Here is a 26,896-nt window from a genome sequence, read left to right on the forward strand (position 1 = left end):
CAATTAGATAATAATCAATCAATTCCCAGTTCAGAAATATCTCCACAACCGGAGTTAGTAACAAATACTGAAACCACAGTCATTCAACCGCAATTAGATAATAATCCATCAATTCCCAGTCCAGAAATATCGTCACAGCCAGCGACAGTATCAAAGATTGAAGCCACAGTCATTCAACCGCAATTAGATAATAATCAATCAATTCCTAGTGCGGAGATATCTTCACAATCAGCGATACCTTCGACAAGCTTCGCTAGCGCACCAAATACTGAAGTCATAGTCATTCAGACAAAAAATGAGCCAAAAATTATTCAATCAAGAAATACAAACATACCACAATTACCTAAGGCTTTGAAAAAGCTCTCAATTTTAAAACCACTATCTCAATCATCCAACTTACTTACATCTAATTTGGCAGAAGATACATCGACAGATATACAAAATACATTACCGAACACTTCTATTTCACAACATAAGATTCAAAAATCGCCAACTGAAAATATACCCAATTCATGGTCTAGTCTTGCTGAACTAATGGATGAAATGGAAATGTCAGCTACAAATCATAGTGAAAAAATAGTTATTCAACCACAAATAGATAAAAAGCAATGGAATAAAGTTATACCTATTACATCTAAGCGATCGCCTACGGTGGACAGAACTCTATCTCATAGCCTATCAGGTAATGAGCAATCTCAAACAGGAATTAATTCTTTCCCAAAAAATAATTCAAAAAATCAGTCTATTCAGACATATACTAATCCTTTTGATTTCACACTAATACAAAAAACAGAAGATTCCTACACTGAAGAATCGACTAACAACGATTCAACAGAAGAAGAAACCGAAAACCTAGAAATACTGGCACAAGAAATATACAAATTACTCCGACAACGTTTAGAAATAGAACGAGAACGCCGAGGTAACAACTATTCAGGACGTTTACCTTGGTAAATCAAGTAAAAATTTTTATTAATCAATAGTTACTCTTTCCTACTCTCTTACTTCCTGACTTTTTATCAATTCATCAGCCATGAGTACCACTCGTTTAGTCAAAGCCAAACTAATTGCCACAGAACAAGCTGCACCAGATATTGAATTTATGTTCAATCCTACCCAGCTAGATTTTTCGCAACAAATAAATTTAACCAAAAGTAGTGGTGCGCGTACTGGACGAGGATTGCCCAAAGTCAGTTTTGCTTACCCAGAGCCTTGCAAACTCACTATAAATAACATCATATTTGATACCTACGAAGCAGGTACAAGCGTTCTCACTCACCTGAAAAAATTTGAAAAAGCTGTCAACTTTGCTGAAGCTGGAGCAGGTAAAGAAAAACGTCCACCAGTGTATATATTTACCTGGGGTGATCAACAGTACATCCGTTGCTTTGTCCAATCACTTAATTACAGCCTGACCTTATTTTTACCAGACGGCACACCAGTGCGAGCCAAAATTAACCTGACTCTGGAAGAAGTAGACGAATCAATTACCCAACCAGGGATGGGCGCACCTAGTAGTGTAGACCGCAACGGCGACAACCGCAGCAAGCGCAGTTAATTCGACCTTTGGGTAATAGTCTGCTAATAGTTATCCTCATAGGCTATGAAAAACCCACTCTGCTTATATTATGCCCGCAGTCCGTTACATCCCCGAACCACTGTTGCAGATTGATGGTACTAATGCTTCCAAAGACTTGGTTGAAGACATTTTGCAAATCTCTGTAGAAGAGAGTCTGCATCTACCAGGGATGTTTACCATAGTTATCCGCAATGATTATTTTCCTGGACTGACGCAAGAGACTAATTGGAAACATCAGAGCTTATTTGCTATTGGGAAAAAAATTAAAATCGGGTTTGTTTCCAGCACCACAGAAAACGTAGATTTTCAAGAAGCGGAGCAAGGGTATGTATTAGAAGGGGAAATTACTGGCATAGAAACTGAGTTTACTAGCGAATCTCAAGCTCCTATTGTGATTCGTGGTTATGATGTTTCTCACCGTTTACATCGTGGGCGTTATAATCGCTCCTTCCAAAATGTGACTGATAGCGATATTGTCAGCCAAATTGCAGGTGAAACTGGCATTGCATCCGGCACAATTACCACTACTACTATTGTTCATGATTATGTCTTTCAAGAAAATCAAACTAACATGGAATTCTTGCGGGAAAGAGCAGCCCGCTTAGGTTTTGAATTATATGTGCAAGATGGGAAGCTCAACTTTCGTCAACCTAAACAAGACCAGGCTTTATCCCTCAAATGGCTCGAAGACATTCACGGCTTTCGCGTCCGTGTTACCAGTGCTGAACAAGTGAGTTCTGTAGAAGTGCGGGGATGGGATTACACCACAAAACGACCAATTGTATCGACAGCATCAACAGAACAGGTAATCACCAGCACAGACAACGGTAAAGGTAGCCTATCCAGCACTAAATTTAGTATTCAACCCAAGATGATTGTCGTAGACCAGCCTGTGTTTAGTAGCAATGAAGCACAAAAAATTGCTCAGGCTTTATGTAACGAACTTGGGGGAGAATTCGTCTATGCAGATGCTAAAGGTGAAGGTAATCCGCAAATTAGGACAGGGCGAGTTATCAAACTCACAGATATGGGGAAATACAGTGGCAGTTATTATGTAACTGAAACGCGTCATTTATTTCAAGAACGTAAATATATCACAGAATTCAGTGTGCGGGGGTTACGTCCCGGTGACTTATTTGCCACCTTATCACCACAAACACACCTGCAACCAGGACAAACTCTCTTAGTCGGAATTGTCAGTAATAATAAAGACCCCAAAGGCTGGGGTCGAGTCAGAGTTAAATTCCCCACATTGACAGAAGAACATGAAAGTAATTGGGCCAGAGTTGTAAGTGTTGGTGCAGGCCCGGGTAGAGGTTTTGACTGTTTACCAGAAGTTAATGATGAGGTGTTAGTAGCCTTTGAACATGGTGATATTCATCGTCCCTATGTGATTGGTGGGGTGTGGAATGGCACAGATGCACCACCGGAAACAGTAAATGACACAATTGTTGGTGGTAAAGTCCGCCTCAGAACTTTTAAAACCCGTGTAGGACATAAACTACAATTTGTAGAAGAAGATAAAGGCACTAAAAAAGGTGTTTATCTACAAACTGTTGGCGATCATAATTTTCGGTTAAATGATAGTGAGAAATTTGTCGAATTAGAGACTACTGGCGGTCACAAATATCGCGCTGATGATAGTAATAAAACAATTAGTTTAACTTCTACAGGTGATATTACAGTTAAATCTGGAACTACTGGCACAGTTAAGAAAATCAGCGTAAATGGTGGTGAAATTGCTCTCACTGCAACTCAAAAAATTACCCTTACTGTAGGAGCTACTAGTATAGAATTAACTCCTAGTGGTATTACAATGAAAACTGCTGGAACAATTAGTGTACAAGCTGGTAGTTCTATCAGTGTGCAATCTGGTGGTTCGTTGAGTGTAACTTCGGGTGCTTCAATTAGTGCTAGTGCAGGTGCTTCAATTAGTGCTAGTGCAGGTGCTTCAGTTAGCATTAATGGTGCAGCCACCGTAGGCATTATGGGCGGCATAATTCGCCTTAATTGTTAATAGACATTAGTCATTCTCCTTAATTCCCAATCCCTAATCCCAAATCTTCTATGTTTCCAGCAGCACGACTGACCGATATAACTGTTACAGGTGATCCCATTACTGCACCTGGTGTACCAAACGTCTTAATTGTGGGTTTACCCGCCGCTTGTGTTGGTGATTTAGTGGTGGGGCCTGTAGTTACAGGAAGTATTGTTATGGGTTCTTTTACTGTGTTAATTGCTGGACGACCAGCAGCACGAATTACTTCTCAGGTAGCTGGGGTGAATACGGTGACAGGTATACCACTAACTACAGTTATAGGTTTAGGTGCGCCAACTGTATTAATTGGCGGGTGAGAAACAAGTAGCTATGCTTGAGGGTGAGGGCAGAAGAGATTCCCTTAACCATTCAAAAATAAATTCACTTTTTAAGTCAGAATGTCCGCCGAAGTATAATTATTATTGATACACATCGTGCGAGGTACGGATGGTTACTAGTGTTTCTCATACTTTATTTGTTTGCACAACTTGCGCCAGTGTTTGGCAAGATGGTAAACGCATCGGTGAAAGTGGTGGTCAAAAACTTCTCAATAAGTTGCAAAATCTGGCGGAAAATTGGGAATTACGTAATCAGTTTCCTATCCAAGCAGTTGAATGTATGAGTGCTTGTAACCGTTCCTGTGTAGTGGCTTTTGCGGCTGAAGGTAAATTGACTTATTTATTTGGGGATTTAGTAGTTGATGATAGTATATCTGCTGTGCTTGAATGTGCCAGTAAGTACTATGCTAAAGAAAATGGATTACTACCTTGGTCAGAACGTCCAGAACCATTAAAAAAAGGAATATTGGCCAAGATTCCATCTTTATCCTGAGAAGTAGGGAAAAATCAATTAAAAATTAAAAACTGGGAATTACCCAATTCCCAATTCCCAAATTTATGAATCGTGTTTTAATTCTGGGTGGAACTGGAGATGCAGCAGAATTAACTGCCAGAGTTGCAAAAATTCCAGGGATTGAAGCGATCGCATCTTTAGCCGGTCGTACTCGTGAACCATCAGTCCCAGAGGGGAATGTGCGGATTGGTGGCTTTGGTGGTGTGTCTGGACTAGCTAATTATTTATGTCAGATGCAAGTTGACTTACTCATCGATGCTACCCATCCCTTCGCCAGTCAGATTTCCTGGAATGCGGCGGCGGCGGCAAATCAAGTTAATATACCCAGGTTAATGTTAATTCGTCCTCCTTGGGAGAAAGTAGTTGGTTATCGCTGGGTAGAAGTAGATAATCATCAAGCGGCTGCCAAAGTTCTGGAAAAGCAAGCAAAAAGAGTATTTTTAACCGTCGGTAGACAAGAGTTAGGAGCTTTTGCCCACTTAAAGAATATTTGGTTTCTGATGCGGATGATTGACCCGCCTGGTGCAGATGCTTTAGTTCCATCAGGAGTGATATTGTGCGATCGCGGCCCCTTTGCCTTAGAGAATGAGCGACAAATCCTGATTCAGCACAACATTGACACTATAGTTAGCAAAAATAGCGGTGGTAACGCTACCTACCCTAAGATAGTCGCCGCGCGGGAACTAGGTATACAGGTTGTGATGATCAATCGTCCCCCCATACCACTAGGGGAGCAAGTGGCAGATGTTGATGGTGCAGTGACCTGGCTGCTAGATCAAATAGGTTGAAAAAATACCCAATAAAAAAAGAGTGGGAGAAAGCATATCAATCGCTTTCATCTCCCACTCTGTCATTTGCTGCTGTAGCGTTCAGAAATCTTTACAGATATTGCCATTCATTTAGGGGGCTAATGTTATGAGTCAATGGCAAAACCTGTACAAATTAGATATTCCTTTTGCAGCAAATGCCAAGTTTAATTAGTCATAAATAATTTACCTGCATCATGGCTGGTTGAAAATGTGGATAACTGGTTAGCCCTTGATAACAACACCTTGGAAGTTGTTTATCTTCTATGTAATTTAACTTGTTAAATTTTACTTAGGTTGCCATTTTGGCAGGTTTTTAAATTTGTCATGGAAAATACTTAACGGTTAGTTGGAGACCATTGCTAAGTTCCCTGCGGTAGCGTTGCGTATCCGTAGGATTCACCCCAATACTTCTCGGTTAGAAAACTTAAAATGATTTTACTCACGAAGTTCTCAGGTTTTTAGCCATGTTACCCTCCACTAATTTTGGCAATAAATAAGCTTAACCGAGAGGTATTGGGATTCACCCCGGAGCGTGTTGTAGACAGATAGGTTAACAGCTTTTCTCAATAAATGTGCATCGGTCTTAAGCGAGAAACTCATCTATTTAATTTCTAGCTTGAGGCTAATTTAATCTGGAAAGAACATATTTATATATAAGGTTATAGGTTCTGTCAACCTATGTACGTAAGTGAGGCTAACAATCATGTCAATTCAAACTATCACATCTGATTTACTTGTAGATTTATCTACAGCAGACCAGCAAATCATTGCTGGTGGACAAGGTGGTGGCGATCAAGAAGAATATAGCGGAGACAAAAAACGGGATAGATATTACTGCCGTTACTGCTACGACTGTCGCCGTTCATATGATTAAGTTCGCCTAACCACTGGCTCAACCAGTGATGTGAACGTTTGTCTCTCGCTCAAGATTTAATGTATCTTGAGCGAGTATAGATTATCTAGAATGTGATCTCATCACTTTTCGTCTTCCCCTTTGACTATTAATTAACTTCACGACTTGCCCAATAATTAAAGGTAGAAAACTCATTCCCAGGATTAACAGCCAACCATTGACACCAGGATCAGTCGTTTGCAAGACAGTTGACAATAATGGCACATAAACGGCAATCAGCAGCAATCCTGTACAAAAAACCAGCGCACCCCACACATAAGGATTGCGAGTAATCTCATTACGCAATAACCCAGAATCGCGATCGCGCATATTAAAAACGTGCCACAATCGCGTAAAACCCAAGGTCATAAATGTAATAGTTACAGCTTGCTTTTGGTTCATTCCTAGCCAAATAAACGCCAGAATAAAAGCACCCGCCAAAGTCGCCGCAATCACTAACCCATAACCCGCGATCGCTAGCCAATGACGACGAGCTAAAATAGGCTCGTTTGCTGGTCTGGGTGGACGTTTCATTAAAGCTGGTTCTGCTTCTCCTACCCCTAAGGCCAAAGCTGGGAAGGCATCATTAACAACGTTGATATACAAAATCTGTAATGGTAGCAGGGGTAAAGGTGCATTCAATAATGAGGCGATGCTAACTAAGATAATCTCGCCCACATTACCAGATAGCAAATAGATAGTGAATTTTCTGATGTTATTAAAAATAGCTCGTCCCTGTTCCACCGCCGCCACAATGGAAGCAAAAGCATCATCTTGAAGTACCATATCAGCCGCTTCTTTGGCGACTTGCGTTCCTCTTTGTCCCATTGCTACACCGATATCAGCTTTTCGCAAAGCCGGCGCATCATTGACACCATCACCGGTCATGGCGACAACAGCCTGATGACGTTGATGTAGGTGAATGAGATTCAGCTTTTGTTCGGGACTAACTCTAGCTAAAACCGAGGCTTCCACGATACGCTGGCTTGCTTCGGGGGATAGTTCTTCAGGATTTCTCAGGTCTTGACCTAAAACTACATCAGCTTGTTGATTATTGGTTAAACCAACAGCGATCGCAATATTTTTGGCAGTTACAGGTTGGTCGCCTGTCACCATCACTACTCGTATTCCCGCTTGTTGACATTCTTTAATTGCTGGTATGACTTCTTCACGGGGAGGATCTAATAAACCGACAATTCCCAACAAAATTAAATCTTCGTAGGGGTCGGCTTTCTCGGAAGCAGTAGTTTTTTGAGCCAAGGCGAGAGTTCTTAAACCTTGTTGTGCTAATTGATTGACTCGTTCTTGCCAATGCTGTCGTGCTGTCTCGGTCATTTGTGCTTTTCCTGAGTCGGTGAGGATGCAAGAACAAGCTTGCAGGACAGCCTCCGGTGCGCCTTTGACAGCAAATCGATACTGACCATCTAATTGGTGAATTGTCGCCATCATCTTCAAGTCTGGATCAAAGGCTTCTTCCCGAATTTCTGGCATTTGTTCTAGCAATTGCTGACGCTGCACCCCAGCTTTTGCGCCTGCAACTAACAACGCCACTTCCATCGGGTCGCCTACTACCCGGCTTTCATTTGAGCTTTCTGGCTGTAAAGCTGCGTTGTTACACAACACCCCAACTTCTAACAGTGCTGGGAGAACTTGATTTTCTCTAGGATTAAATGTTTCATTATGACGTTGGAATGCGCCTTTGGTTTCTAAACCTTCCCCAGTCACTTGTATTTCACCAGCGTCAATCATGATGCGGCGGACAGTCATCTGATTTTCGGTGAGTGTCCCGGTTTTGTCGGTGCAGATGACGCTAGTTGCACCTAAAGTTTCCACAGCCGAGAGTTGATTAATCAGTGCATGACGTTTCGCCATGCGCCACATTCCCCGCGCTAAGGCGACTGTAGCTACAATTGGTAAGCCTTCTGGTACTGCTCCCACTGCTAGAGCGATCGCAGTTTCTACCATTAAAAATATATCTCTACCGGCAACAATTCCTGCGATCGCCACGACAATCACGATGGCGATTGTCACCCAAACTAACCACTCTCCTAGCTCATCCAAACGCTTTTCTAGGGGGGTTTTTTGTTCTGCACCGGCTTGTTGTGCTAATTCGGAAATGTGGCCTAACTCAGTTTTCATCCCAGTGGCTACCACTACCCCTTCCCCAGAACCACGAGTTAAAGCCGTACCCTTGTACAACATATTGAGATGCTCTGCGAGGGGAATATCTCCAGACAACGGCGGCAAACTTTTACCTACGGGGACTGATTCTCCAGTCAGGGATGACTCATTAACTTGGAGATTTGCCGCCTCAAGCAAGCGTAAATCAGCTGCGATCGCATCCCCAGCGTCTAAAATGACAATATCCCCTGGAACTAATTCTACAGATGGGATTTCTTGTAATCTACCGCCGCGACGAACTTTGGCTGTAGTGCTACTAAGTTTTTGTAGTGCCTCCATTGAGCGAATAGCTTTATATTCTGTGAAAAAACCGATAGCAGTATTAATCACAATAGCTATGAGTACAGCAATGCCTTCAATCCATTGACTAAAGGCAAATGATAAAGCAGCCGCTACAGCTAATATGCCAATAATCAAACTTTTAAATTGTTCTATAAATATTTGCCAAGCACTCTTGCCTTTTGCTTCCTGCAAGCGATTTTCACCATACTGCTTGCGTCGATTTTCCACTTCTGATTCCGTCAAACCTTGGTTAGTGGAGACATCAAGCTCGTCAAGGATTTGTTCTAAAGTAAGAGTCCAAGGTTGATTGGGAAGCTCCGCCATGAATGTCGCTCTACTTGATAAAGTGCTAAATTTTTAATTCATACGCCTTTTTTTACTTAACTACTATTTTTTATTTTGATTATCTATCAGAAGTAAGGATTTTCCTGGAAATCCCTCCTTAGAGAGTGTGAGTATTCAGTTTCCGATCAATGAGATTCAAAGTACAACTTAAAAAAGTTTCTTCCTATTCCCCACACCCTCAACATCAAAGCTGATTACTATATCTTGGGAATGAAGGAAAACATGAATTTATTACCTAGCCTTGTATTAATGTCATTGATTTGAAAACAAAGGTTAGGAGTATCAATATGTCAGCAGTAATGAATAAAGCCGAGTGTAGTACAGGCACAAGAAATGAACATTTTGATTTGATTAGTATTATGTACCACACTCTCGAAGGTGCAGCAATTTATGAACAATACATTCAAGATGCTAATGAGTCTGGTGATAGAGATTTAGCTAATTTCTTCCAAGAAGCAAAAGACACAAACTGCAAGCTAGCAGATAGAGCTAAACAACTTCTAACACAGCGTCTTAGCAAGAGTTAATCCTACTCCAATACGTTTTGGATAAGAGTATTCATAGCTTTGGTTGAGGTTTTGTGCAACCCAACACTACTTGCAAATTTTGGGTCTACGTTCCTCAACCTCACCTACACATTTTAATTTTTTAGGACTAACTGAACCGTATTGCATCATGCTCAAAACTAAATAAAAGAATCAAACGAAATGACATTTTAAAATTCGTAATGGGCTGCGCCCCGCTACGCTAACGTAATTGGGCATCAACAGTTACCAGTCACTTGATTTGTCTAACTTATTCAGGATTTTTTATGGAGCAATACCAACTGGTCTAACTCTTGCTGCATCTTACTGAGAACTAATTCATAACATTGATCAACATAATGGCGATCGCTTGCTGCTTCCCGTCCGTAACGTTCAAATACAATGGGTGGACAAACCCGTGTTTTAATTTGTACAGGGAAAGGAATATTAGGTAAAGGGCCAATGGCTAGACCCCAAGGCCAACCTACATAAATGGGAAATACTTCGGGATCAATATCAAACAACCAAGGCATTCCCGACTCATGCAAGCGTTGCATAACCTTGTATAAATCAGCTAAAACAATCAGCGTATCGTGCGCCCCATAGGAAATTGCAGGTACAATCGGCACATTTTCCCGCAACGCTAATTTAATAAATCCTTGCCGTCCCGCAAAATATATTTGATTGCGTAAACTATACGGTCGAAACACATCTTCCGCTCCACCAGGATACACTAGCAAACTTGCTCCTGAGCGCAAAGCCGCATAAGCCATTTTAGGATGAGCCATAATAGCCCCAGTTTTACCTGCTAATTGCGCTACCTGTTTGTTTACTTGCCAAGCCTTGGGGTGCATCAAACCATAAGTTGGTCGCTCTACACCAAAGCGGCGAAACCAGTCATACATCATCATCAACATATCAGGTGCGGCTAGTCCTCCGTTGTGAGAACCAACAATTAAGACTTTTTCCTGTGCTGGGATATTTTCCCAACCGCTAGTCTGCACGCGAAAATAATAATCGTACAAAAAGCCCAAGAAGGGCATCAGGGATTGGATGAACTTTGGATCTCTTTCCTCTAAAGACCATCCGGGTTTGGTGTTCTGGGGATGTTGCTTTGGTAACATTTAGGCATTTTAGCAAAGGCAAAAAGGAAATCCTAGCAGTTTTTGATGGAGTGGAGAGGAGGAGAGAATTAAACCCATACTGCTTCGCAGCATCCCCAATTTCAACTGCCTTTAATTTTGAATTTTGAATTTTGAATTTTGAATTTTGAATTGTTAATTTTGCCTGGTTCGGTGATAGGCTATCTGCGTGAGGAGTGTAGAGGTATTGAAAATGAGTAAGTTGCGGGTAGGACTGCTGTTTGGTGGACGTTCTGGGGAACATGAAGTTTCCATCAGTTCAGCGCGGGCGATCGCTAAAGCTCTGAGTACCGCAGAAAATGCTAATAAGTATGAAATACTGCCTTTTTATATCCAAAAAAATGGGCGTTGGTTAGCAGGAGAAGCCCCCCACGAAGTTCTGACATCCGGTGTACCTCTGTTAGACGCTCCTAACTCTTCATCTGGAGAATCAGAGGATCTAGGATCTCATACCAAAATACCAGCTCTTGACCGTTGGCAATCACCCTCTCAAGTAGCAGAAGTAGATTTGTGGTTTCCGATTCTGCACGGCCCCAATGGGGAAGATGGTACGATTCAGGGTTTACTTACTTTAATGCAAGTTCCTTTTGTCGGTTCTGGGGTTTTGGGTTCGGCTTTGGGGATGGATAAGATAGCCATGAAAATGGCTTTTGAGCAAGCAGGCATACCCCAAGTGAAATATCAAGCTGTCACTAGAGCGCAAGTATGGTCAAATCCTTGTGTTTTCCCCAAATTATGTGACGAAATTGAGGTCGCGCTCGGCTATCCTTGTTTTGTGAAACCTGCTAACCTTGGCTCATCGGTGGGCATTAGCAAAGTGCGATCGCGTCAAGAATTAGAAGCAGCTTTAGATAATGCCGCTAGTTATGACCGTCGAATTATTGTGGAAGCTGGTGTGACAGCCAGAGAAGTAGAGTGTGCCATTTTAGGTAATGATCAACCCCAAGCCTCTATCGTAGGAGAGATTACCTTTAACAGCGATTTTTACGATTATGAAACCAAATATACTCAAGGGCAAGCAGATTTACTGATACCTGCACCCATTCCCAACGAAATCAGCCGTAAAATTCAGGAATTGGCTGTGCAAGCCTTCGCCGCCGTTGATGCGGCTGGGTTAGCCAGAATAGATTTTTTCTATGTGGAAGCCACAGGAGAAGTGTTGATTAATGAGATCAACACCCTACCAGGTTTCACAGCTACTAGTATGTATCCTCAACTGTGGTCTCATAGCGGCGTTCTCTTCCCAGAATTAGTAGATCGCTTGATTCAGTTGGCTTTAGAACGACATGAGTCAATTCAAAGTGCAAAATTAAAAGATTCTTAGGCACTGGGAATTGGGAATTGAGCATTGGGCATTGTCTTTTTCTCCCCTACTTCCCCGACTTCCCCTACTTCCCTTACCCCCTATCACCTGTCCCCTGTCCCCTGTCACCTTTTTGTAGCCTAAATGGCACAAAAAAGCTACTAGAATCTGAAAATTGGCTACGGATAGCTGATAGCTCGCCCCTTTAGTACAATTTATTGACTAGAGGGGAAACAATCTGTAATTGATCATGGAAAACAGTCAAAGCGTACAGCATGAGCTAACCCAGGTTAAAAAAACCAAAGTAGAGCCGGCAAAAAGTAGCTCAAACATTTTCATTTTTCTGCTGACACGTCATCCTTTGCTGTTATTGACCGGTTTGTTAGCAACGTGTCTAGGATCTGCTACCCTTGCCGTGTACAACCTGATCCATGTGAGTGATGTGGAACAGGTAGAATCAGAATCAGTCCCGGCTGTAGTGGAAGCACCCATTACCACAAACCCAGATATAAGTAATCCCATACCACTATGGATGATAGTGGCGATCGCTTTCAGTTGTGCCAGTGGTTGCTGGGTAATTCTCCGGTTAGTGAACCAGCCTCAAAAACGTCCCACAGTTGTCAAAAAACGCGTTCCAGTTGCTCAGATTTCATTAACACCCACCCGCCAGCAAAAATTGGCCAGGCATACTTTAAATACTCAATCAGTTTTTGCATCGATACAACCATTGCCACCACTCGCGCCAATGGCATCTAGAAAAAAACCTATCATGAGCATTCTACCGCCGGAACATAAGCATCCGTTAGATAGGGGCAAGGAATCTTTAGCCGATTTAGTTGATTGGCGTAAGCATAATTCCTTATCTGCTTTGTTACAGAAATATTAATATACTCTTTTTGTAGTTATAGACCATCGCACGGCTTCAATTTTGAATTTCCCGCAGGGGCTGACCCCTGCTCTAATACTATTTTTTTCTATAATTTCCTGCTTGTCAGAAAAAATGTTTGAATAAACATCAGACACAGAGAAATCAAGGAGGAGTAAAATGGGACTGAGTGATGGACTCTTAGACGCTAACAAGAAAGCTATGGTTGTAAATGACTGCTGCAACATGATAGAGTCCCAGCTTGCAGCCAAGTCTGGTATCAGTGGTATTGCCTTGAGAACTGCCTTTGCTGCCCTTAAGGGAGTTAAACCTGGGTATATTCCTTACGTTGTCGAACAGCTGCTACCGCCATGCTTCAGTGCAATCGATCCCATTTGGAGTGAGGGTATGCAGCAAGGCGACCCAGTTGCACATTTAGTTGGTAGTCGTTCTCGCACGGCAGACGCACTACTCAGTGTCACCGATACTAGAGTTAAGAATAGCAGTCGTTCCATCGTGCGCGGAACATATGAAAAATTGCGCGGTTCAGCTAAACAACACGTAGAGGAAGCTGTACCAGACTTAGCTAAGGTAATTCAGAAATATACAAAAGCTTAATTAAAAAAACAAGCACAGTGAAAAGAGTGAATAGTTATCAAACACCATTAGGGCTGATAACTGTTTACTGTTTATCAGTTTTTTGCGCCTGCACCCCATTTGATGATTATGAAGATAGCCTTCTACTGCATTAGTTTGGTGCTGTGTTAGCTGCTTTTGTAGAATATTGAAAGATTTTTTATCTCCACTTGGAGAAAATCAATATATCCAAGTTTTTATTATTCTTGATCGCTGCCGAAGGACACACAAGGACTATCAATTTCCTGTGCAGGTTGGAATGAACTACAAAAAATGACAGTAGAGCAGTTAACCCCGATTTCGTCAGGGTGAATACACTCTATTAATTCTTGTGTCTGGACATGAAAGGCACAGTCATTGCACATGGTTTGACATGGCATCGTGGTAAATACTCCTGCAAGCAGATGCCGATTTGTTGTAATTCTTTATCTTGAATTTAAAAAAAATCTCAAAATAATACTACCTATTTTCGATAAATTTGCTGTATCCTAGATTTCCTTGGGTATTTTTTTCAACACTTAAGTTCATAAAACTTTCTTACGGATCTATATCATGATTCTTGAAGAACTTGATTATCTCTCCAAGAATCGGCGTTTAGATGCAATTTTTTCTGTCAATATTTCAAACTGAGGAAATAAAATGGATATAACTCAAATGGATATAAGACTCATCAAAAAATCAGAAAAACTTCTCCTGGAGAAGATTAAGATGATGGAAGAAGCTGAAGAGCAAAATCCTCATGCTGATAATTTTGATATTCAAGAACCAATAGTTGACGAAAAACCAAATTTATATACTGAAGCTGAAGCAAGAGAGCCATATTATATTCCACAAAGCAACTATCCTGTAGTTCAATCTGTTGGAAACTCTGGATGGCAAGTTTCTGATATTTGGCGCGATATCAGAGTAGATAACTTTTGTAATGACTAAGTAAACTAAATTAACCCATACAATATGGGTTTATCACACCAATCTGAGCCACCAAAAATCATCTCTAAAAGGATGTAATTGATCACAAATAATCTCTGTTATTGAAACATCTGTGTCGCTTTGAGCATATGGTAAGTAATAATTAGCTGTGTCAACGCCAAGGGGTAACTTTGCAGTGTTTCCCCGGTTGTGCCGGCAATCTTACCAATTTCTGGGTTGCTCTCGCGATCGCATATACTTCTTAAGTGAGGCATATCAGAACAGATAATATGCTCTAATTTATTCACCTGTTCTAAGGTGGCGTGACCGTCAACTTCTAGAACATCTACGGGTTTACTCATATCCCGGTCTAATCCGAGACGAATGGCTGACCCAGAATTACCATTGGTTAATTTGATAATGGGGGTAAAATCTGGGTGCGGAATTGTAGGACGCATGACCAAACGCACGTTTAGGTGTCCGTTAGTTTCATCGTCTGCACCTTCCGGTGGATAAAAACTCACGACAATATCTGACCATTGTCTTTGGGGACGAATAAATTGATCTGAATCGGGTTCACGCTTTTCTAATTCTGCTAATACTTGTTCTGGGGTGTAGCCTCGTTTAAGAGTGTCCCGTTTAATTTTCCATTTGGCGCGTAAATCTTCTGGAGGCGCAAGGTAAACTTTCACATCATAACAATCGCGGGCTGCACGGGTAGAATAACCAAGCAAACCTTCGATAATGACAAATTTATTGGGTTTAATGTACTGTGGCGGCTCGAAAGTCCCAGTTTTGTGACTATAAACTGGTTTAAGAATTGGCTGTCCTGTGCGTAGCAGCGATAGGTGCTGCTGCATAATATCTAAATGGTTACAGTCGGGATGAAGGGCTGTAATACCGGTTTCTGCACGTTGCTTGCGATCATAACGGTGATAATCATCAGTACAGATCAGCGTGACATTTTCCGGTCCTAGTACCTGAGCAATTCCTCTAGTGAGTGTAGTTTTTCCAGCAGCACTATCACCAACAATACCAAGAATTATTGGACGGCTCATTCATACCCCCCCGATATAAGCAAGTTTAAGAATCAATTCGCAGAGAATGTGTTTTTATTTTAAAGGGGTTTTGGCGAAGTCAATCAAGCACGAACATTTGTGCAACATCTCTATACATCTTGGGGATTGGGAAGAAGCTTCTTGACGTTTGACTAAGTTCCAAATAAAAGAAGTGTTTCATATTTGCCTTATGGCAATTGCTTTGAGATATACCAGAGTAGTAGACAGTGTTGGGGATCATGACAGGGTAGGGAATATGGTGACATTAAATGTTTCTGAATTAGAACAAATTGATCAGTTTCACCGTCTGCAATTAACTTTGTGCGATCGCTGGAAAACTATCGAACTATTTGATACTGGTGAGGCGGATATTATCGTCATTCCTTCCCTCAGTATCGACCAGCGCGAAATCCAAAAAGTTGAAGGCTTTGAACATTATGAAGAAAGATTACTTTTCACATTGATGCGGTTAAGAAATCCCCGGACTAGGTTAATTTATGTCACATCAATGCCGTTACATCCCAGTATTATTGATTACTACTTACAATTATTGCCTGGTATCCCTTTTTCTCATGCGCGCAATCGCTTGCTTTTACTTTCTACCTATGATTCATCACCCAAACCCCTGAGTCAAAAAATTTTAGAACGTCCGAGATTAAGAGAAAGAATTCGGCAAGCTATCAGACTGGAAAAATCATTGATGGTCTGCTATAACTCCACCAATTTAGAAGCGGAATTATCCTTAAAATTAGATGTGCCATTATATGCGGCTGCGCCAGAGTTACAAATCTGGGGGACAAAAAGCGGTAGTCGGCAAATATTTGCAGAAAGTGGAGTTCCCCATCCAGATGGTAGTGAACTAGTCTGGAATTCTCAAGATTTAGCTATAGCAACCAGTGATTTATGGGAACGCCAACCGACATTACAACGGACGGTAGTCAAATTAAATGAGGGGATTTCAGGAGAAGGAAATGCACTGCTAGATTTGCGTCCCATCATGCACCTAGCACCAGGAAAAGGAACTCCATCTGAAAGAGTAGCAGCAATTAGCGATCGCTTCTCTACTATGCGCTTTCAAGCCAAACAAGAAAATTGGCTGAATTTTGCGGGACGAATTGCCGAATTAGGGGCAATTGTAGAGGTATTTGTAGAAGGAGAAATCAAGCGATCGCCTAGTGTTCAAGGACGGATTACCGCCACAGGAGAAGTTGAAATCCTCTCCACCCACGACCAAATTCTGGGCGGACCAGACGGACAAATTTATCTCGGCTGTCGATTCCCAGCCGATGAAAGCTACCGCCTGCAATTGCAGCAGTTAGGATTAAAAGTTGGCAGAAAACTTGCAGAAAAAGGTGCTTTAGAAAGATTTGGTGTAGATTTCATTACCGTTGACCAAGGTAACGGTAAATGGGACATCCAAGCAATTGAAATTAACCTCCGCAAAGGTGGTACTACTCATCCTTTCATGACCTTGAAATTATTAACCAATGGTCGTTATGACCTATCTACCGGGTTATTTTATAGTCAACAAGGTCGCCCCAAATATTACATCGCCACAGACAACCTACAAAAAGACCGCTATCGGGGATTATTACCAAACGACTTAATGGATATCATCGCCCACCATAGATTACATTTTGATAGCTGCACAGAAACCGGCACAGTCTTTCATCTCATGGGTTGTCTATCCCAGTTTGGCAAATTGGGATTAACTAGCATTGGTGATTCACCCCAACAAGCAGAAGACATCTATAACAAAGTTGTCAAAGTTCTCGATGAAGAAACCCGCAGCGAAACACCAAATTTCTCCTTGTTCTCAGATTACACTTTCCCCGTCGCGTGGGATGGATATAGTTAGATTTTTTGCGTCTTACCAAGGAGTATGCGCAATACAGTTCGGAAAGACAATTTGCCAAAATAATAAACCCTGTAAAGACGTTGCATTGCAACGTCTCTACTATTTCTTAATTACGAATTACGAATTACGAATTAGTTTTACTCTGTGCTGGAATCAGGCTGGCATTTTTACTTGCACTATCCCAAACTATCCAATTACAAGCATCATCTACATCAGCTTGATTCGTTGTGACTTTAAAATAAAGCTTGTTTGCACCTTTGGGTTCAATCGCAAAGTCGGCATTTTGGGCATAGACAACGATAAAGCCTCTATCTCGTAGACAATACATCGCCCAGGCTTTCAAAGATTGTTTATGTGGTTCGTGGGGAATGGGTGGTTTGGTGATTACGTCTTCAATTACCTGAAATATCGATATTGGCATCTTACTATTGTGGGTCGCAACGAATTTCAATCATAAAACCATCAGGGTCATAAAAATAGACCCCTCTACCAGTAGGACGACTGACAGGGCCATAAGCAATTTTAATTTGATTTTCTGCCAAAACTGCCACCGCTTGCTCAAATAATTGCGGATCAATGTCAAAGGCGAGGTGATATGCTCTAGTGAAACTTTTTTCTGGGTCGGGATTCGGTGGTGTTAAACCCGGTGTCCAAAATAAATCCAAGACCATACCATCGGGAGTGACAAAGTTGGCAACTTTTCCCTCTGCTACTAGTTCCACTAAGGTAGTCGGGACTTCATCGCCAGTAAGTTCATGCAATCCCAAAATCGTTCCATAAAAATCGCGGGAAGCTTGCATATCTTTAACATTCAGCGCAATGTGATGCACCTTCCGCAAATTACCAGCAGCCAGAAAATTTTTCATAGTCTCCCTGTCACCTGTCACCTGTCACCTTTCCCCTGTCACCTTCTATTTCCGGTATTCATCACCACAATCACCAATCACCTGATACAAGTCCCGTGATTTTTGAGATATAGTGTTGATGCGATCGCTATCTTCAGCATCCAAATACAAACTAAATATTTTGGCGTTATCTTCTATATGTTCCGCTATTCCCAGCCTCGCACCAACTATTACGCCACCAACGGCTGGCTGATCCAAAATGGATCTCACTGCGACGTTAGAAATACTGACTCCATGTTTATCAGCTATTTCTTTCAGGGTAGATAGCAACTCTTGAAATAATTCCCAACCACCCCAACCATCAATCATATTTTTATATTTTCGCAAGCTGACTGTAGTTAAATCAAAGCTGCGTGGTTTTGGTTTACCTAAATACTTCTCTGATAGAAATCCACCACAAAGCGAGCCATAAGTAAATAGTTTAATGTCATGCTGTTGACAAAACTTGATCATATTCACTTCTGGACGGCGGTCAACGAGAGAAAATTGCACTTGGTTAGAAACAATTTTAATACCTGCTTCAGTAATGATTTGCAGATGTTCTGTATCAAAATTAGTCAAAGCCAGATGTTTAATTTTACCCTCAGTTTGCAGTTCCGCCATATATTTGAGAGCATCTAAATAGTTTTTATCTAGATATTTCCACCAGTGAAACTGCATCAAATCCAGAGATTCTACATCCATTCTTCTCAGGGAAATATCAATATTTTCCTCAACAAATTTCTTCGTCATTTTCCCAGGACGAGGAACCCATTTTGTAAAAGCTTGTACCTGAGATAAAGCTTCTTTTCCACGGGTAGCAGCTAGCTGACGACGAAATTCACCAATAAAATCTTCTGCTGGCCCATAATGGTCTGCTAAATCCCAAGTAGTAAAACCTGCATCCACATATTTGAACATACTTTCAATGGCAGCTTGAGGATTAATTCTGCCATGTCCGCCGGATACTTGCCACATACCATTTAATATCCGACAAATATTTAAATCTGGGGTAAATTGTAACCTACTTTCTGCTGATAACATGATTTTTTTCAGAATTTTAAGCTATGACTAATAACTAATAACTTTGTTATTTCCAACCTTTTTCTGCTTGTTCTAAAACATAAGCAGCAACCTCCTGAATTTCTTGCTCAGTGAGGCGGTCTTTATAAGCTGACATATTACTTTTACCATTAGTAACAATGCCTGTAATAGACTCTAGAGAATCCATACCATATCTTTTTAGTGTTTTCTTCTGTAAGTTCTTACCTCGCCTGATGATGTTACCTCCGTTAATATGACAACCAGCACAGTGAACACTAAAGATATTTGCACCGTTGGCTATATCTGCGGCATTCACAGGCAAAGTAAAAGTGTTAGTCATCAATAACATGATAAACACTAATGTAAGTATTTTGTTAATATATATCTTCACCATTATTTATCCTAAATATCAATCGATACTTATTTTCTCATACATAGGCGATCGTTCATATAAGTGTCTTAAAATTTTTGGCATTTATGAATAATTTAATATAGGATTAATATTTGATTTTGAACGGAGACATAGGGTGTGTTGGCGACAATGTGATGCACCCTACAAATACTTAATTTTCTGCAAAAATCAAACGGGATTAGTATATTACTCTGTATGAAGAGATAAAGAGGAAGTTTCTATCTAAAGGAAGTTACTAAACTCAAAAGCTCGTGACATAATGACTATAGAAGACCATAATTGAAGAATTTTATCCAAATTATCTAAATACTAGAGTAGAAAATGACTAATAATATCAAAGAGCAAATTCAATCAGATTTGCAACAAGCAAAAGCCACTGGTCAGTTAAGAACTGAACGCATTCGTGAAATTGTGAAATCGGCTGTTTCTCAAGCCGCTTCTGAGTTTAAAGAAGGTTCTCAAGAAATTCGTGCCATTGTCAGAGATGCTGTTTCAACTGTAATTGAAAACCTCCAAGAGAAAAGTACAGAATTTAAAGAGGAGGTTACAGCATCAATAGAAGGTGCAATAGAAGGAGTAAATACTAAAAGACATGAAGCCATTGTTAAAACTCAGTCAGAATTGCAAAGACTCCAAGCTCAATTAGATGGCGAAGAAGAAAAACTCCAGCAAGATGTTGATGGAATTTTAGCAGATATTGAAGAAACTGGTAAGGAAAATACTACTACCACTAAAAATACCATTGACGCTGCTATTAGTGCCATCAAAGATAGTGAAGAAGTGGGACTCTTAAAGAAACGTTATGCTCAACTGCAAGCACAACTAGCTATTGTTCGTGCTAACGTAGCTGCACGTTATGGGGGACGTTCTGAAGAGGTTAAACATTATCTAGATGAAGCCAACAACTGGTATAGTCAGGCTCGACCCCAAGCAGAGGCTCTGGCTACACAGGTAGAGGAGAAGCGATCGCAGCTAGATGATAAGCTAGGCGAAGCTGGTACAGCTATAGCTAGAAAAGAGCGTCAACTTAAACAAACCTTGCGAGAGTTATTGCTAGCAACTGCTGATTTATTCAAAGATAAAGAGCCTACCAAAGAAGATCAAGAAATTGTACATAAATAGGCTTTTAATTCTACATCATAAACCCCGGTTTCTTCAAGAAATCGGGGTTATTGCTTTTTACGAATGAGTTAGTTAGGAATTAGCCTACTGACTGGCAATTAATCAAATTAAAACCCAAATTTTAGTAAGTACCTCTTCCGGTATTCATTTGTTCTTCATGTTTAGCAATTACCCAAATTGCATGAATACTACCTGGAAGCCAACCTAAAAGGGTGAGCAAAATATTAATCACTAAAGTTGGACCAACTCCAACAGTCAAGAAAACACCTAAAGGTGGTATTAACAAACCGAGAATAAAACGTAATAATTTCATGAGATTGCTATTAATTTTTCAAGTTTATTCACATTGTCTTGAATCAACCAAATTACTAACTCCATCTCAGGAACTATCTATTGAGATAGAGAATTAATTTGATTAACACTGCTACTGATACTTATTGTTATCTAGATGGCAATTCACCCTGAGTTTCTACATCTGGACTCAAAGCTAGATTTTTTTCAGCGAAATACTTGCTAATGAATGTGTTAGCCAAAGATAAGACTACAGGCCCCAAAATAAAAGCAATCACACCATGAACACTAAATCCAGGAACTAGTGCGGCTGCTAAGGAGAAACAAATACCGTTAACTACTAGAGAAAATGCTCCTAGAGTTAAGAAATTGAGGGGTAAAGAGAGAGTTGAGATAATTGGTTTGACTGACCCATTAATTAAACCAATTACCACAGCAGCAATTAAAGCGGCTGGAAAATTAGCAATGTTAACACCAGGCACAACTAAATCCACAATTAGTAAGCTAAGTGCTGTAGCTAGAGCTATTAAAAAAGTTCCCAACATTTTTTCACCTAAAAATCAGAGAAAATTATTTCAAATTTCCTCTACTATCTTCAAATAATGCCTTAAATAAAGCATCTCTTGCTAGATAGATTATGTTTCTTCCAAAGGGATGATTTAAGTCAATAAGTTTTTATACCCAATCCCCAGAAGTTAATTAATTTTGACTTACCCTTCGGGTACTCCTGCGGAGAACTCGTAGAGTAGCCGCTTTCGCGTCTATGACTTTTGACTTGATTAGTCCCCTACTTCACTGCTTTCATCGACAGACTAATACGCTTTAATTTCTCATTAACTTCTAAAACCCGCACTTTTACCACTTGTCCCACTTTGACAACTTTTTTGGGGTCATCTATAAATCTGTCGGCGAGTTGGGAGATATGCACCAAGCCGTCTTGATGGACACCGATATCAACGAATGCGCCAAAGTTGGCGACATTGGTGACAATTCCCTCTAGTTCCATTCCTTCTTGCAAGTCCCTGATTTCTTTAATACCTTCTTTAAAGGTGGCGTACTTAAATTCTGCACGGGGGTCTCTACCTGGTTTTTCTAGTTCTTTGAGAATGTCGCGCAGTGTGGGTTCGCCAACGGTATCGGTGACGTATTTTTTTAAGTTGGTCTTTTGCAGTTTTTCGGCAATTTGCGTTACTTGATTTAATGGTACGTTTAAGTCAGAGGCGATCGCTTCCACTACTTGGTAACTTTCTGGATGCACTGCTGTGTTATCCAAAGGGTTATCTCCCCCACGAATGCGAAGAAACCCAGCCGCTTGTTCAAAGGCTTTAGGCCCCAGTTTCGGTACTTTCATCAGCTGTTTCCGATTTTTAAACGCTCCATACTGATTGCGATAGGCCACAATATTATTAGCAACTGTGGGTGTAATCCCCGAAACAAAAGTTAATAGTTCCTTCGATGCCATATTTAAGTCCACGCCAACGTAGTTAACGCAGCTTTCTACAGTCTCATCTAATTTCTTCTTCAACAACTTTTGATCAACATCATGCTGATATTGTCCTACACCAATTGATTTAGGATCAATCTTGACCAATTCAGCTAAAGGGTCTTGTAACCGCCGACCAATACTAATAGCACCACGGACTGTAATATCTAAATCGGGAAACTCGTCAATTGCCACTTGACTAGCAGAATATATAGATGCACCAGACTCATTGACTATGACCTTTACGGGTTTCTGGTCTAGTGCTTGTAATACTTGCGCGACAAACTCATCTGTCTCACGGGAAGCTGTACCATTCCCAATAGCAATTAACTCAATTTTGTATTTTTCAATCAACTTTTTGAGAGTTTGAGCAGCTTTAGCACGCTGTTCAGCAGCTTGATGGGGAAATATCGCTTGATATTCTAAAAATTTGCCAGTTTGTTCGAGAATTGCGGTTTTACAACCAGTTCTAAATCCCGGATCTATAGCTAAGGTTGGTTTCATTCCTGCCGGTGCAGATAGCAATAATTCTCGTAAATTTGCTTCAAAGGTTTTGATTGATTCTATATCTGCATAAGTTTTCTTTTCAGCAATTACTTCTGTAATCAGAGAAGTTTTCATCAGACGATTAAAAGCATCTTTTAGCATCGCTTGATAAAAATCTCGAATTTCTCGGACTTTCGTTTTAATTTCTTGGGATTCTAGATGGGAAAGGACAAAATCTTCATCAAAGGTAAGATTAAAGTCTAATACTTCCTCCGCTTCACCCCGACATAAAGCCAGCAGGTTATGAGGTGCAATATTTTTGACTTTAATTTGATAATTCCGGTACATTTCAAACTTAGTTGTACCTTCAGGGTGACTATCTTTAATGCGGGAGATAAACACGCCATTTTCGAGGAAATAATCACGAATATAGGCACGTAAATTCGCTTTTTCGGCTACTTCTTCCGCTAGAATATCAGCTGCACCCTTTAACGCTTCATCTGTGGTTTTTACCCCTGTAGTTTCCGAAATATATTTTGCTGCTTCTGCCTGTAATGAGACAGAAACAGGGTTTTTGACATTTAAAGATTTGATCAATTCTGACAGAGGTTGCAAACCTTTCTCTCTGGCGATAGTCGCGCGGGTGCGTCGTTTTTGGCGATATGGTAAGTATAAATCCTCAAGTTCTGTTTTTTGTAAGCAAGATGAGATTTTATTTTTTAATTCGTCGGTCAGTTTACCTTGTTCTGCGATCGCTTTTACAATGGCTGACTTCCTTTCCTCTAATTCCGTTAAGTAAGTATACCTATCAGCTAAATCACGTAATTGGATTTCATTCATTTCTTCAGTGCGTTCTTTCCGGTAACGTGCAATGAAGGGAATTGTCGCACCCTCTGCCAAAAGTTCTAGCGCGTTTTCTACCTGATGAGGTTTGAGTTCTAGTTCAGTTGCCAGTATATGTGGAATGTTTTGCATCGGGTGTCTCAGGAAAAATATTAGTCCTAAAGTTAATATGCTAAATGGTTGTGCCAGTAACAGCACTGAGTGTTAAGCTAAATTACTATGTAACTGGGTAATCTTAACAAAATATGTAGTTGTTTTAAGAAATTTCTTGTGATGCCATCAACTAAGATGTAATATTAACAACAATTAGAAAAAAATTTCTATCTGCTTTGATTAAAGCTTTACATTTTCATTTGTGGAGGTGAATAAAAATGCCTTTGTTTTTTCTGATTCCTCTTGTTACAGGTTTAGCAACTGGTTACATATCACAAAAGTGTCATGATGAAACCGGCTATATTATCAGTCTGTTTACCATCCTCAGTTTGATTTTGAGTTTGATTTTAGCACCTTGGCAAATACAGTTGTTCCTACTGATTGTGGTGTTAGCTAGCACCAACAGATTTTTAAAACAAAAAAATTAAGCTGAATAGAGCAAGACTAAATTATAGCTATAGCGATCGCCACAACTCCAGTCTTTCTTCAATACTAATGAAAAGTCCTGAGTTGAAAATGCTAATAGCAAAGCGAGGTTTAAGCCTGGACTTTTTACTTTATTCAGAACTCAGCACTGAGTATAATGAATCGCTAATAGTAATCTTGCTGTTAGCGCATATTTAACATCTTTAAAAGCAAATCCAGGTTAAAAACATTCACCAACATCATCAGTTTTATTAAAAAAATTGTATAAAATTTTACTAAAATTTACTATAAATATTTCCAAACACTTAATCTTCGTCATCTTTTATGGATTACACTGAATCATCTGATTGATCAAAAATCTCCAAATTCCAGCTTATGTATGCTATCCAATCAAAAGACTCCACTTCTAACTACATCAATTATCGGAATCCTAAATCAAATCGTATGTGAAAAATTTTAAGTAATGCAGCCCACAGCATCTAGCTTTTGGTTGGCAAAACCTACACTACCCGTATTTCAACCATCACATCGGATTCCTATATCTAAATTCCTATGCAAACACCTACTACAGAGAATTGGTCTAATTCTGATGGAATAAGTGTATCCATGTTAGAGCAAATCACTCCCCTAATTCTTACTTATAATGAAGAACCCAATATTGGACGCACACTTGAGTGTCTCACTTGGGCAAAACAAATCATAGTTATTGATAGCTATAGTACCGATACAACCCTAGAAATTCTTAACTCTTATTCACAAGTCCAGGTATTTCAACGTAAATTCGATACCCACGGTCAACAATGGAACTATGGTTTAGAAAAAGTTCAGTCCCCTTGGGTACTTTCTCTAGATGCAGATTATATAGTTACAGATGAGTTAATCTCTGAAATGTCCGGCTTATCTGTCGATGGACAAATTGATGGCTACTTTGCCAGATTCAAATACTGTATATTTGGCAAACCCGTTCGCAACACCCGAATACTTCCTCCCCGCCAAGTCCTGTTTCAAAAAAGTAAAGCTATTTATATCGATGATGGACATACACAAGTCTTACAACTGACTGGTCAATCAGCTGTACTATCTGCTTATCTCTACCACGATGATCGCAAACCGTTTAGTCGTTGGTTATGGTCACAAGAACGCTATACAGTCCTTGAATCCAAGAAAATACTAGAAACTCCCATCAACGAACTTGATTGGGTTGACCGTATCCGCAGACGAAAAATTTTAGCTCCTTGGATGGTCTTTCTCTATTGCTTGATTATCGAAGGCTGGATTTTTGATGGTTGGCATGGTTGGTATTACGTATTTCAGCGTGTTTTAGCTGAAACTATCCTGGCAATTCGTCTGATTGAAAGGGAGAAGTTAAAACGTCAGTGAAGATCGTGAAAAGAAAAAATAACGCTATGTTATGTAGGGTGCGTTAGTGAGAGAAAACGTAGAAATACCAAGAAATCATTACCAACGCACACTAATAACACCTAGTATTTTGGCACAATTTTTTGCTATTCCCTTGTCAATCCATACGAGTGGCAACACACATCAAAGACAATGCCGCCTCTGGGGAGTTGGGGTCTATACCTGATAATTTCTGAGCTAGACGATACTTCCAAAATGGCTTACCGTAGTTGCCCTTTAACGCTTCTGCCCCTACCGTGTGGTTATGAGGATAAACCTTAACTGCAAACCCCATCGGTTCTAGCAACTCATAGAACATCTCTGATGTGACACCATCACAGGCCCTGTGATGTACCTCTGTTGCCAAACCCCAGGATTGCTCCTCTGCTGAGGAATGTCCACCTCGTTTCATATATCTATAAATTGGCAACCGCAATTGCCATAATAGCGAACCTAAACCTTTGAACTCATAAGCACTTTTTTGGGGATCGTGATCTGTGATTAACAGTCCACCAGGACGCACCAACTTAGCAGCTTCCTGCAAAACCTTGGACATATCATCGCAATGGTGCAAAGACGCATTTAGTATCACAATATCAGCAAACCCAGAAACCAAAGGTAGATTTTGAGCATCGGCTAGAATGGCTGCGTATCCAAGTTGATGGGCTATTTTTAAAGCACCGAGAGAAACATCTACACCAATTAATAACTCAGGTTCACCACAAACATCCTTTAGAGAAGCATAGACATTACCCGGGCCGCAACCAATATCCACAACTACTTTGCCATGCCAACTACCAATAATTTCTCCCCACAGTTCCACAAATTTTTCATCTCTATGACACGCGTCAAAATAATTTAGCCCCCATTGTGGATGTCCAAAGTAGTAGCTATTGGCTTGAATTGCTGGAGTGGGATTTAAAATCTTGCAAACAATAATATCTTCATCCCATCTCTCAATCTCCTCTGGACGAGAAAAATACTGAGAGCAGTTCTTGATCGCTTGTTTTAACATAGACTAAGAATTTAGGCGTATATTTACTGATTTATCTGGTGATAAGAAGAATATACCAAATTGTTT

General features: G+C 40.4%; 28 protein-coding genes. 16 read left to right on the plus strand and 12 right to left on the minus strand.

The annotated features are described in order from the left end of the window. The 7 genes from ACM0OR_RS13250 to ACM0OR_RS13280 form a co-directional block, all read left to right on the plus strand. On the plus strand, positions 1-954 hold a 954-nt coding region (locus ACM0OR_RS13250; RefSeq protein WP_414576634.1), incomplete at its 5' end, for a hypothetical protein. Between the two features lie 79 nt (positions 955-1,033). Then, entirely contained in the window at positions 1,034-1,558 is a 525-nt protein-coding gene (locus ACM0OR_RS13255; protein WP_190709154.1) for a hypothetical protein, read from the plus strand. 70 nt (positions 1,559-1,628) lie between these two features. After that, positions 1,629-3,596 carry a VgrG-related protein gene (locus ACM0OR_RS13260; RefSeq protein WP_414576636.1) on the plus strand — a complete coding sequence of 656 codons (1,968 nt, stop codon included), beginning with the start codon at positions 1,629-1,631 and terminating at the stop codon, positions 3,594-3,596. 50 nt (positions 3,597-3,646) lie between these two features. Continuing rightward, on the plus strand, positions 3,647-3,934 hold the full coding sequence (locus ACM0OR_RS13265) for a PAAR domain-containing protein (RefSeq protein WP_323266393.1): 288 nt from the start codon (positions 3,647-3,649) through the stop codon (positions 3,932-3,934). A gap of 130 nt (positions 3,935-4,064) precedes the next feature. Beyond that, a complete protein-coding gene (locus ACM0OR_RS13270; RefSeq protein ID WP_414576638.1) occupies positions 4,065-4,448 on the plus strand; it encodes a DUF1636 family protein in 384 nt (127 codons plus the stop codon). A 65-nt stretch (positions 4,449-4,513) separates the two neighbouring features. Beyond that, positions 4,514-5,257, plus strand: coding sequence for a cobalt-precorrin-6A reductase (locus tag ACM0OR_RS13275; protein WP_414576640.1), 744 nt, complete (start codon positions 4,514-4,516; stop codon positions 5,255-5,257). 724 nt (positions 5,258-5,981) lie between these two features. Next, positions 5,982-6,152 (plus strand): hypothetical protein, encoded by a 171-nt coding sequence (locus ACM0OR_RS13280; RefSeq protein WP_323266396.1) that lies wholly within the window; start codon positions 5,982-5,984, stop codon positions 6,150-6,152. An 81-nt stretch (positions 6,153-6,233) separates the two neighbouring features. Here the strand turns inward: ACM0OR_RS13280 and ACM0OR_RS13285 are convergent, their stop codons facing one another. Further along, positions 6,234-8,957, minus strand: coding sequence for a cation-translocating P-type ATPase (locus ACM0OR_RS13285; protein ID WP_414576641.1), 2,724 nt, complete (start codon positions 8,955-8,957; stop codon positions 6,234-6,236). A gap of 308 nt (positions 8,958-9,265) precedes the next feature. Here ACM0OR_RS13285 and ACM0OR_RS13290 point away from each other — a divergent pair, with 308 nt between their 5' ends. Next, complete coding sequence (locus tag ACM0OR_RS13290) at positions 9,266-9,505, plus strand: hypothetical protein (RefSeq protein ID WP_190709134.1); 240 nt, start codon at positions 9,266-9,268, stop codon at positions 9,503-9,505. Positions 9,506-9,777: 272 nt separating this feature from the next. Here the strand turns inward: ACM0OR_RS13290 and ACM0OR_RS13295 are convergent, their stop codons facing one another. Beyond that, positions 9,778-10,626: a lysophospholipid acyltransferase family protein gene (locus ACM0OR_RS13295; protein ID WP_414576643.1), complete on the minus strand. Its 849-nt coding sequence runs from the start codon at positions 10,624-10,626 to the stop codon at positions 9,778-9,780. Positions 10,627-10,837: 211 nt separating this feature from the next. On the opposite strand from ACM0OR_RS13295, the gene ACM0OR_RS13300 reads away from it, so the two are divergent. The 3 genes from ACM0OR_RS13300 (at position 10,838) to ACM0OR_RS13310 (ending at position 13,430) form a co-directional block, all read left to right on the plus strand. Next, the gene (locus tag ACM0OR_RS13300) at positions 10,838-11,968 is read left to right on the plus strand and encodes a D-alanine--D-alanine ligase family protein (RefSeq protein ID WP_414576645.1); all 1,131 of its coding nucleotides are present in this window, start codon (positions 10,838-10,840) and stop codon (positions 11,966-11,968) included. Positions 11,969-12,197: 229 nt separating this feature from the next. Then, positions 12,198-12,833, plus strand: a complete 636-nt coding sequence (locus ACM0OR_RS13305; protein ID WP_414576647.1) for a hypothetical protein — start codon at positions 12,198-12,200, stop codon at positions 12,831-12,833. A gap of 159 nt (positions 12,834-12,992) precedes the next feature. Continuing rightward, entirely contained in the window at positions 12,993-13,430 is a 438-nt protein-coding gene (locus ACM0OR_RS13310; protein WP_414576649.1) for a DUF6918 family protein, read from the plus strand. A gap of 218 nt (positions 13,431-13,648) precedes the next feature. Here ACM0OR_RS13310 and ACM0OR_RS13315 read toward each other — a convergent pair whose 3' ends face one another. After that, positions 13,649-13,828 carry a hypothetical protein gene (locus ACM0OR_RS13315; protein WP_242039488.1) on the minus strand — a complete coding sequence of 60 codons (180 nt, stop codon included), beginning with the start codon at positions 13,826-13,828 and terminating at the stop codon, positions 13,649-13,651. Between the two features lie 274 nt (positions 13,829-14,102). Between ACM0OR_RS13315 and ACM0OR_RS13320 the strand changes: the two genes are divergently transcribed. Further along, positions 14,103-14,378 carry a hypothetical protein gene (locus ACM0OR_RS13320; RefSeq protein WP_414576708.1) on the plus strand — a complete coding sequence of 92 codons (276 nt, stop codon included), beginning with the start codon at positions 14,103-14,105 and terminating at the stop codon, positions 14,376-14,378. 98 nt (positions 14,379-14,476) lie between these two features. Here the strand turns inward: ACM0OR_RS13320 and ACM0OR_RS13325 are convergent, their stop codons facing one another. Continuing rightward, positions 14,477-15,415, minus strand: a complete 939-nt coding sequence (locus ACM0OR_RS13325) for a phosphoribulokinase (protein WP_414576650.1) — start codon at positions 15,413-15,415, stop codon at positions 14,477-14,479. 256 nt (positions 15,416-15,671) lie between these two features. Between ACM0OR_RS13325 and ACM0OR_RS13330 the strand changes: the two genes are divergently transcribed. Then, positions 15,672-17,273, plus strand: a complete 1,602-nt coding sequence (locus ACM0OR_RS13330) for a peptide ligase PGM1-related protein (RefSeq protein WP_414576709.1) — start codon at positions 15,672-15,674, stop codon at positions 17,271-17,273. A gap of 124 nt (positions 17,274-17,397) precedes the next feature. Here the strand turns inward: ACM0OR_RS13330 and ACM0OR_RS13335 are convergent, their stop codons facing one another. Genes ACM0OR_RS13335 through petJ form a run of 4 tightly spaced genes read right to left on the minus strand, consistent with a single transcriptional unit; the run spans position 17,398 to position 19,580 of the window. Further along, positions 17,398-17,688, minus strand: a complete 291-nt coding sequence (locus ACM0OR_RS13335; protein WP_414576711.1) for a hypothetical protein — start codon at positions 17,686-17,688, stop codon at positions 17,398-17,400. Positions 17,689-17,698: 10 nt separating this feature from the next. Continuing rightward, complete coding sequence (locus ACM0OR_RS13340) at positions 17,699-18,139, minus strand: VOC family protein (protein WP_323266403.1); 441 nt, start codon at positions 18,137-18,139, stop codon at positions 17,699-17,701. A 45-nt stretch (positions 18,140-18,184) separates the two neighbouring features. Further along, positions 18,185-19,204, minus strand: coding sequence for an aldo/keto reductase (locus ACM0OR_RS13345; protein WP_414576713.1), 1,020 nt, complete (start codon positions 19,202-19,204; stop codon positions 18,185-18,187). A 43-nt stretch (positions 19,205-19,247) separates the two neighbouring features. Next, a complete protein-coding gene (gene petJ, locus ACM0OR_RS13350) occupies positions 19,248-19,580 on the minus strand; it encodes a cytochrome c6 PetJ (protein WP_323266443.1) in 333 nt (110 codons plus the stop codon). A gap of 354 nt (positions 19,581-19,934) precedes the next feature. Between petJ and ACM0OR_RS13355 the strand changes: the two genes are divergently transcribed. Then, complete coding sequence (locus ACM0OR_RS13355; RefSeq protein ID WP_414576652.1) at positions 19,935-20,735, plus strand: histidine kinase; 801 nt, start codon at positions 19,935-19,937, stop codon at positions 20,733-20,735. 121 nt (positions 20,736-20,856) lie between these two features. Here ACM0OR_RS13355 and ACM0OR_RS13360 read toward each other — a convergent pair whose 3' ends face one another. From ACM0OR_RS13360 to ACM0OR_RS13370, 3 genes are all read right to left on the minus strand, one after another. After that, positions 20,857-21,048, minus strand: a complete 192-nt coding sequence (locus ACM0OR_RS13360; RefSeq protein ID WP_323266405.1) for a YqaE/Pmp3 family membrane protein — start codon at positions 21,046-21,048, stop codon at positions 20,857-20,859. A gap of 127 nt (positions 21,049-21,175) precedes the next feature. Beyond that, on the minus strand, positions 21,176-21,571 hold the full coding sequence (locus ACM0OR_RS13365) for a phage holin family protein (RefSeq protein ID WP_323266406.1): 396 nt from the start codon (positions 21,569-21,571) through the stop codon (positions 21,176-21,178). Positions 21,572-21,813: 242 nt separating this feature from the next. After that, positions 21,814-23,970: a Tex family protein gene (locus ACM0OR_RS13370; protein ID WP_414576653.1), complete on the minus strand. Its 2,157-nt coding sequence runs from the start codon at positions 23,968-23,970 to the stop codon at positions 21,814-21,816. Positions 23,971-24,209: 239 nt separating this feature from the next. Here ACM0OR_RS13370 and ACM0OR_RS13375 point away from each other — a divergent pair, with 239 nt between their 5' ends. Beyond that, a complete protein-coding gene (locus tag ACM0OR_RS13375) occupies positions 24,210-24,419 on the plus strand; it encodes a hypothetical protein (protein WP_237993427.1) in 210 nt (69 codons plus the stop codon). Between the two features lie 550 nt (positions 24,420-24,969). Next, positions 24,970-25,797: a glycosyltransferase family 2 protein gene (locus tag ACM0OR_RS13380; protein WP_323266409.1), complete on the plus strand. Its 828-nt coding sequence runs from the start codon at positions 24,970-24,972 to the stop codon at positions 25,795-25,797. A 136-nt stretch (positions 25,798-25,933) separates the two neighbouring features. Here the strand turns inward: ACM0OR_RS13380 and ACM0OR_RS13385 are convergent, their stop codons facing one another. Beyond that, positions 25,934-26,830 carry a class I SAM-dependent methyltransferase gene (locus tag ACM0OR_RS13385; RefSeq protein WP_414576656.1) on the minus strand — a complete coding sequence of 299 codons (897 nt, stop codon included), beginning with the start codon at positions 26,828-26,830 and terminating at the stop codon, positions 25,934-25,936. Positions 26,831-26,896: the final 66 nt, after the last annotated feature.

The organism is Anabaena sp. CCY 9402-a, assembly GCF_963920945.1.
GTDB classification, from domain to species: domain Bacteria; phylum Cyanobacteriota; class Cyanobacteriia; order Cyanobacteriales; family Nostocaceae; genus Trichormus; species Trichormus minutissimus.

Coding starts and splice junctions, on each gene's coding strand:
- ACM0OR_RS13265 (WP_323266393.1), top strand. CDS start 3,647: ATGTTTCCAGCAGCACGACTGACCGATATAACTGTTACAGGTGATCCC.
- ACM0OR_RS13260 (WP_414576636.1), top strand. CDS start 1,629: ATGCCCGCAGTCCGTTACATCCCCGAACCACTGTTGCAGATTGATGGT.
- ACM0OR_RS13340 (WP_323266403.1), bottom strand. CDS start 18,139: ATGAAAAATTTTCTGGCTGCTGGTAATTTGCGGAAGGTGCATCACATT.
- ACM0OR_RS13280 (WP_323266396.1), top strand. CDS start 5,982: ATGTCAATTCAAACTATCACATCTGATTTACTTGTAGATTTATCTACA.
- ACM0OR_RS13310 (WP_414576649.1), top strand. CDS start 12,993: ATGGGACTGAGTGATGGACTCTTAGACGCTAACAAGAAAGCTATGGTT.
- ACM0OR_RS13325 (WP_414576650.1), bottom strand. CDS start 15,415: ATGAGCCGTCCAATAATTCTTGGTATTGTTGGTGATAGTGCTGCTGGA.
- ACM0OR_RS13285 (WP_414576641.1), bottom strand. CDS start 8,957: ATGGCGGAGCTTCCCAATCAACCTTGGACTCTTACTTTAGAACAAATC.
- ACM0OR_RS13375 (WP_237993427.1), top strand. CDS start 24,210: ATGCCTTTGTTTTTTCTGATTCCTCTTGTTACAGGTTTAGCAACTGGT.
- ACM0OR_RS13305 (WP_414576647.1), top strand. CDS start 12,198: ATGGAAAACAGTCAAAGCGTACAGCATGAGCTAACCCAGGTTAAAAAA.
- ACM0OR_RS13320 (WP_414576708.1), top strand. CDS start 14,103: ATGGATATAAGACTCATCAAAAAATCAGAAAAACTTCTCCTGGAGAAG.
- ACM0OR_RS13330 (WP_414576709.1), top strand. CDS start 15,672: ATGGTGACATTAAATGTTTCTGAATTAGAACAAATTGATCAGTTTCAC.
- ACM0OR_RS13355 (WP_414576652.1), top strand. CDS start 19,935: ATGACTAATAATATCAAAGAGCAAATTCAATCAGATTTGCAACAAGCA.
- ACM0OR_RS13290 (WP_190709134.1), top strand. CDS start 9,266: ATGTCAGCAGTAATGAATAAAGCCGAGTGTAGTACAGGCACAAGAAAT.
- ACM0OR_RS13295 (WP_414576643.1), bottom strand. CDS start 10,626: ATGTTACCAAAGCAACATCCCCAGAACACCAAACCCGGATGGTCTTTA.
- ACM0OR_RS13255 (WP_190709154.1), top strand. CDS start 1,034: ATGAGTACCACTCGTTTAGTCAAAGCCAAACTAATTGCCACAGAACAA.
- ACM0OR_RS13270 (WP_414576638.1), top strand. CDS start 4,065: ATGGTTACTAGTGTTTCTCATACTTTATTTGTTTGCACAACTTGCGCC.
- ACM0OR_RS13300 (WP_414576645.1), top strand. CDS start 10,838: ATGAGTAAGTTGCGGGTAGGACTGCTGTTTGGTGGACGTTCTGGGGAA.
- ACM0OR_RS13370 (WP_414576653.1), bottom strand. CDS start 23,970: ATGCAAAACATTCCACATATACTGGCAACTGAACTAGAACTCAAACCT.
- ACM0OR_RS13365 (WP_323266406.1), bottom strand. CDS start 21,571: ATGTTGGGAACTTTTTTAATAGCTCTAGCTACAGCACTTAGCTTACTA.
- ACM0OR_RS13275 (WP_414576640.1), top strand. CDS start 4,514: ATGAATCGTGTTTTAATTCTGGGTGGAACTGGAGATGCAGCAGAATTA.
- ACM0OR_RS13360 (WP_323266405.1), bottom strand. CDS start 21,048: ATGAAATTATTACGTTTTATTCTCGGTTTGTTAATACCACCTTTAGGT.
- ACM0OR_RS13380 (WP_323266409.1), top strand. CDS start 24,970: ATGCAAACACCTACTACAGAGAATTGGTCTAATTCTGATGGAATAAGT.
- ACM0OR_RS13315 (WP_242039488.1), bottom strand. CDS start 13,828: ATGCCATGTCAAACCATGTGCAATGACTGTGCCTTTCATGTCCAGACA.
- ACM0OR_RS13385 (WP_414576656.1), bottom strand. CDS start 26,830: ATGTTAAAACAAGCGATCAAGAACTGCTCTCAGTATTTTTCTCGTCCA.